Source organism: Vibrio sp. 2132-1 (genome assembly GCF_033344315.1).
Genome location: NZ_JAWPON010000038.1, coordinates 1 through 6,232 on the forward strand (window position 1 = coordinate 1; position 6,232 = coordinate 6,232).

Annotated in this window: 5 protein-coding genes and 2 pseudogenes; all 7 read right to left on the reverse strand. The window is 55.7% G+C overall.

Annotation, left to right across the window (positions count from 1 at the left end):
• Nucleotides 1-70 precede the first annotated feature (70 nt).
• On the reverse strand, nucleotides 71-376 hold the full coding sequence (locus tag R8N47_RS23075; RefSeq protein WP_001255015.1) for a LysR family transcriptional regulator: 306 nt from the start codon (nucleotides 374-376) through the stop codon (nucleotides 71-73).
• Between the two features lie 27 nt (nucleotides 377-403).
• On the reverse strand, nucleotides 404-1,618 hold the full coding sequence (gene floR, locus R8N47_RS23080) for a chloramphenicol/florfenicol efflux MFS transporter FloR (protein WP_000214122.1): 1,215 nt from the start codon (nucleotides 1,616-1,618) through the stop codon (nucleotides 404-406).
• A gap of 216 nt (nucleotides 1,619-1,834) precedes the next feature.
• Complete coding sequence (locus R8N47_RS23085) at nucleotides 1,835-2,719, reverse strand: DUF3363 domain-containing protein (protein WP_001447541.1); 885 nt, start codon at nucleotides 2,717-2,719, stop codon at nucleotides 1,835-1,837.
• A gap of 30 nt (nucleotides 2,720-2,749) precedes the next feature.
• Nucleotides 2,750-3,778, reverse strand: a pseudogene (locus R8N47_RS23090) (IS91-like element ISVsa3 family transposase); the annotation flags it as partial.
• Between the two features lie 13 nt (nucleotides 3,779-3,791).
• Nucleotides 3,792-4,127, reverse strand: a pseudogene (locus R8N47_RS28880) (toprim domain-containing protein); the annotation flags it as partial.
• Nucleotides 4,128-4,209: 82 nt separating this feature from the next.
• The gene (locus R8N47_RS23095) at nucleotides 4,210-4,722 is read right to left on the reverse strand and encodes a dihydrofolate reductase (RefSeq protein ID WP_086371372.1); all 513 of its coding nucleotides are present in this window, start codon (nucleotides 4,720-4,722) and stop codon (nucleotides 4,210-4,212) included.
• 345 nt (nucleotides 4,723-5,067) lie between these two features.
• On the reverse strand, nucleotides 5,068-6,232 hold a 1,165-nt coding region (locus tag R8N47_RS23100), incomplete at its 5' end, for an IS91-like element ISVsa3 family transposase (protein ID WP_000320694.1).

Here is a 6,232-nt window from a genome sequence, read left to right on the forward strand (position 1 = left end):
GCTTAGCGGAAAGTTCTTTTACCCTCAGCCGAAATGCCTGCCGTTGCTAGACATTGCCAGCCAGTGCCCGTCACTCCGCGGTCTTCACTGCGTGATCGAGTTGATCGACACCCGCCGTGACACGCTCCATGAAGTGCCTGCCTGCGTCTGTTAGCCGAACGCCCCGCGCATGGCGCTCAAATAGCAGGACACCAAGGTTATCCTCCAGCGCTTTCACACGCGCGCTGACGCTCGACTGGCTGATACCAAGTGCCTTGGCCGCATGCCGAAAATTCAGATGCTCGGCGACGGCGATGAACTGAACAAGGGAAATGAGCGGTATCCTGCCAGACAGGATACCGACATTCACGAGGTTTCGATGGTTAGTGCGCCGCATCGGAGCGGGCCTGCTACCAGTCGTCGGTTAGACGACTGGCGACTTCTCGGTGGCAGCCCCACGGAGCCGAAGGAGCACCAGCCCCAACGAAACCAGTACCGCCATCGCCGTGGCGTAACAGATCACGGGCCACGCTGTGTCACCGTTTAAAAGTGCCACCGCCAATGTCCCGACAATGCTGACTATCAGGCTTTGAACGCAGAAGTAGAACGCGACCGCTGATCCCGCGATGTCGTCGAACTCTGCCAAAGCGCCGTTCGCGGTAACGGACACCGTGAAGACAATACCGACCGCGACAACCCACATCGGTAGGATGAAGGTGAGGAATGACGGCGAGCCGTAAAGTTCGCCGATCCCCAACAGGACCGCTCCGCAAACAAGCAACGCCATCCCACGCGCCACGCATCCTGCGATGCCCCATCTGGCGACAAAGGACTTCGCGAAACGGGTTGTCACGATCATTACAAGCGCGACAGTGGCGAAGGCAAAGCTGAATCCGATCTCGGAATATTCCGCTTGGCCTATGAGCACACGGGGAGCCGTCGAGAAGAAGACGAAGTAGGTGCCCATACCGGCGCTAAAGCCGACAGTGTAAACCCAAAAAGCCGGACTCGCGAAGATCGGCAAGACAGATCGGCGCGTCTTGACTTGATCCAGAGGGCGGGTTTCGTGCCACCTGAAACCCGCATTTAGGAGTGCGAGCATCGCCAGTATAGCCAAAGTAATGAATATCGCCTGCCATCCCAAGAACTCGCCGATCAATACTCCGGCGATAGGGCCGAGCGCAGGCACGAACGCCAGCATCGAACTGAAAAGGCCGTAGATGACGACACCCTCAGGACGGTTGGCATAAACGTCGCGAACCGTCGCGAACGTCGCCACCAGCATGGCCGACGCGCCCACTGCTTGAAGTAGACGGAAAGCGACAAAGGCCGGTGCAGTTGAAGACCAAGCTGCTCCCAGAGACGCAATGACGAAAGCCGTTGCGCCCGCAAGTAGAATTGGCCGTCGCCCGATTCTGTCTGAGAGCGGACCAAAAATCACCTGGCCCACGCCGAGCATCACCATATAGAGGCTCAACGTGAGTTGGATCATAGCGGGCGTCGTGTTCAGGATGCCGGGCATCGCTGGAACGACAGGGAGATAAATATCCATCGCCAGTGAAGCGAGGATGTCGAAAGGAGCCATCAGCAGCAGTGCTGCCGGCAGCGTATAGGCCCACGCGGGGCGTGTGGTGGTCATGACGAATCAACCCTCGATTAAGGAATACCGGGCGACGTCTGCTCGTCAGCAATCAGATGAGACTAGCCTTACAGAGCGCCGCAACAACAATACTGGTTGTTGCGGCTTACTTGTCTGCTGACTTGGAATTTCCCATCTGATTACTCCACGCTTACGAATATGAATTGCTACATTTTATCCGATTATCTTTTGCTTCGCAATGCGGCATGGGCGCACTCAGCGTTCCAGCCCCCTCTGCCGCCCTAACTGCCACGACACCGACCCGCCCTGCACGATGCCCATAACCTCGCGGCCGAGTTGGCGGTCGATGATCGGCCGCCACGGGACAAGGGTGAACTCATGGGATTTCTCGACCACGGCGAACTTGCCGCTCGATAGATGCACGGTTCCGGTAAACTTGCCGCTGACGCTCTCGCCGTCCGTGGCGGCGCGGAACGGCAGGCCCTTACTCAAAGCCATATCCGATCCGACGCCGGCTACCTCGCGCTCCCGCAGGATGGCGAGAAGGTTGCGCCGGTAGAAGACGCGGCTGTCCCGGCTGCGGGTGGCGTCGCCCTGTTCGATATGGTGCTCGCGGCGCTGGTCCATGGCTTCGCGGACTTGTTGCCCGAAGCCGGTTGGCGCAAGGTCGGCCGTCTCGCCGTGGATCAGCCGCCGGTCCAGCCAGGTCGCGCCGTCCGATCCGATCTGTTTGTTCAGATCGACCGGGGAAAGGACGCGAACGCTGGCCTGACTGTCTCGGCCGGCGTCATGGGCGGCGGCACGGCTGACCAGATCATCGGGGATGCGCCATTGGTCGGCGTCGATCCGCTCGACGATACCGGCCCGGCGTAGCGCCTCCAGCCGGCGCACATGGGCATCGACATAGCCCTCATAGTCGCCGCCTGGAACGCGGCACGTATAGGAAGAATAAACGCCCTTTTCACCCAAGTCCAACAGCTTTGGACCGCAGTTGACTCTTTCGACACCCCTGCGATGCAACCCAATCCGGCTGACGGGGAGCCAGCAACGCTGAAAATTTACCCTCCTCTTTCCCACTAGCGGCTCCTTTTCCGACAACCAGCACGGCGGATCCCTGCCGCGGCGCTGTGAACGCAGCATTTTGATTGGTATCGTTGGCCTTCAGGCTCGTCAGTCAAACAGACCCAGGAGCAGCTCAGCCGGTGGCGCCCGGCTTTCGGGTAACGCCCTGGTCCCGCTGGTTTCGGCTTTGTGCTTCAGGTGATCAAGGATCTGCTTGATCACTATAGGGTCTTCAATGCAGGCGATGACTTTCATGGCGCCGCCGCAGCCGCTGCAGGTCTCGATGTCGATATTGAAAACACGCTTGAGCCGTTGCGCCCATGTCATCGACGCTCGCCGTTGTGCTGGTGTTGCCGGTTCATCAGCCACCCTGACCTTGTTGCCCCTGCCCCGTTTTGCCGGCGTGACCAACGCCCGGTGCCGACTGTTGGGTGCGAACACCCCGTGGAAGCGGGTTAGGTTGACTCTGGGCTTCGGTACCAGGGCGGCCAGCCTTGCAATGAAATCCAATGGTTCGAAAATGACGTGCGTGGTGCCGTCCCGGTACGGCGTCTTGAGCTGGTAGCGCACGTTGCCGCCTCGTGTTAACGACAGCCGCTTCTCGGATACCGCCGGGCGGCTGATGTACCGGCACAGCCGTTCGAGCTTCTTGCGTTCATCGGCCCTGGCCGCCACGCCGGCGTGCAGGCTGGACCCGGCTACCTTGCCAATCCCGTCACCGAACGGATCACCACTGGTCGGCAGAGTTTGCAAAGTGAACACCTTTCGCCCCGCCTGTGAACCGACAGCGATACGGTAAGTGATCGAGTGCCCCAGCAGGGGTGTCATCGGGTCGTCATCCACCGCATCCGAGGCCAGATAGCTGTTTTCGACATCCCGTTCCAGCAGGCCTTGCCGTTCCAGATAGCGACCCACCCGGTGGGCGATGGTGTGCGTCAGCTGGGTGAGCTCTGGGCTGGTCGGCGCCTTGACCCAGCGGAAACGCGCTGAGCCGTGGGATTGCTCGACATACACACCGTCGAGAAACAGCATGTGGAAGTGAACATTCAGATTGAGCGCCGATCCAAAACGCTGGATCAGGGTGACCGCGCCCGTCTTGGCCACTTGGTGGGTATGGCCCGCTTTCTTGACCAGGTGCCAATACCCATCTTTGTATCAACTCCCCTTCCTGCCCGGCATCCCCGCAATTGATGACTTCAGAACAAGATGCTACCAATTTTTCAATAACAGCAAATTGCCTTTTTACTCCATCGTTATCAATTAGTTTAATGCCAAATTTTTTAGGTACAATTGGCAGATCTTCCAATTTCCAGTATTTCCAATTTTCTTTGTAATCATGGGGTTCATTCAATGTACACAGATGGCCAAAAGTCCAGGTTACCCAATAGCCATTTCCTTCATAAAAGCCGTTGTTGCGTTGTTTTGCACCAATTACTTCGGCAATATCTTTTGCCACAGAAGGTTTTTCAGCTATACATAAAATCATAAGGAGGCAAAGTTAGTAAGGTCGTTGAAGTTTTGAAACCGTTACATACAAAACATTTCAACAAAAACAGTAAGTTTTAGAGTTATTTACGTGTATATTTTTTTATTTCAAAAGCAAAAGCGTGTTTTTCATCAATACCCTGTTTCAGTACAGTTTCACTATTCCACTCAGATTCAGAAAATTTAGGAAAAAAAGTATCTGCGTCAAACACTCCATCTACTTGTGTGATATACATTTCTTGAAGGATGTTTCGCTGCATAACTTCTGCATAAATTTGTCCCCCACCAATGATGAAAACAGTTCTTTCGGTTTCATTTTTATAGAACTCTAAACATTCAGTAAGTGAAAAAAAGACATGAGCTCCTGGTGCTTGATAGCCGATTTGGTGAGTTAAAACGGCATTTTCACGATTTGGCAAGGGTCTAAATTTCTCAGGAATAGATTCATAATTTTTACGTCCGGTTATTACTACATGACCTGTTGAAGTTTCTTTAAAGAATTTCATATCAGCCGGCAATTTCCATAACAAATCGTTGTCTTTACCAATGCCAAAATTTTTATCCATGGCAACAATTAATGATAGTTTCATAATGATCGGTATTGAATAATTAATTTTTTATTTGAGGCATTAAGCACATGCAATAATTTCTCAATTGGTTTTTTCACCTTTTCTTTCAAATGTAACTCATCTGCAGTTTGAATCATACGTATAGGAAGAATAAACGCCCTTTTCACCCAAGTCCAACAGCTTTGGACCGCAGTTGACTCTTTCGACACCCCTGCGATGCAACCCAATCCGGCTGACGGGGAGCCAGCAACGCTGAAAATTTACCCTCCTCTTTCCCACTAGCGGCTCCTTTTCCGACAACCAGCACGGCGGATCCCTGCCGCGGCGCTGTGAACGCAGCATTTTGATTGGTATCGTTGGCCTTCAGGCTCGTCAGTCAAACAGACCCAGGAGCAGCTCAGCCGGTGGCGCCCGGCTTTCGGGTAACGCCCTGGTCCCGCTGGTTTCGGCTTTGTGCTTCAGGTGATCAAGGATCTGCTTGATCACTATAGGGTCTTCAATGCAGGCGATGACTTTCATGGCGCCGCCGCAGCCGCTGCAGGTCTCGATGTCGATATTGAAAACACGCTTGAGCCGTTGCGCCCATGTCATCGACGCTCGCCGTTGTGCTGGTGTTGCCGGTTCATCAGCCACCCTGACCTTGTTGCCCCTGCCCCGTTTTGCCGGCGTGACCAACGCCCGGTGCCGACTGTTGGGTGCGAACACCCCGTGGAAGCGGGTTAGGTTGACTCTGGGCTTCGGTACCAGGGCGGCCAGCCTTGCAATGAAATCCAATGGTTCGAAAATGACGTGCGTGGTGCCGTCCCGGTACGGCGTCTTGAGCTGGTAGCGCACGTTGCCGCCTCGTGTTAACGACAGCCGCTTCTCGGATACCGCCGGGCGGCTGATGTACCGGCACAGCCGTTCGAGCTTCTTGCGTTCATCGGCCCTGGCCGCCACGCCGGCGTGCAGGCTGGACCCGGCTACCTTGCCAATCCCGTCACCGAACGGATCACCACTGGTCGGCAGAGTTTGCAAAGTGAACACCTTTCGCCCCGCCTGTGAACCGACAGCGATACGGTAAGTGATCGAGTGCCCCAGCAGGGGTGTCATCGGGTCGTCATCCACCGCATCCGAGGCCAGATAGCTGTTTTCGACATCCCGTTCCAGCAGGCCTTGCCGTTCCAGATAGCGACCCACCCGGTGGGCGATGGTGTGCGTCAGCTGGGTGAGCTCTGGGCTGGTCGGCGCCTTGACCCAGCGGAAACGCGCTGAGCCGTGGGATTGCTCGACATACACACCGTCGAGAAACAGCATGTGGAAGTGAACATTCAGATTGAGCGCCGATCCAAAACGCTGGATCAGGGTGACCGCGCCCGTCTTGGCCACTTGGTGGGTATGGCCCGCTTTCTTGACCAGGTGCGTGGCAATGACGCGGTAAACGATGCCCAGCACCCACCCCATGATCTCGGGCCGGCTGGCAAACAGGAAACGCAGCTGAAACGGGAAGCTCAACACCCACTGACGCATGGGTTGTTCAGGCAGTACTTCATCAACC

Excerpts from the sequence above, each read along its gene's own strand:
- R8N47_RS23075 (WP_001255015.1), bottom strand. The coding sequence starts at position 376 with ATGCGGCGCACTAACCATCGAAACCTCGTGAATGTCGGTATCCTGTCT.
- floR (WP_000214122.1), bottom strand. The coding sequence starts at position 1,618 with ATGACCACCACACGCCCCGCGTGGGCCTATACGCTGCCGGCAGCACTG.
- R8N47_RS23085 (WP_001447541.1), bottom strand. The coding sequence starts at position 2,719 with ATGCTGCGTTCACAGCGCCGCGGCAGGGATCCGCCGTGCTGGTTGTCG.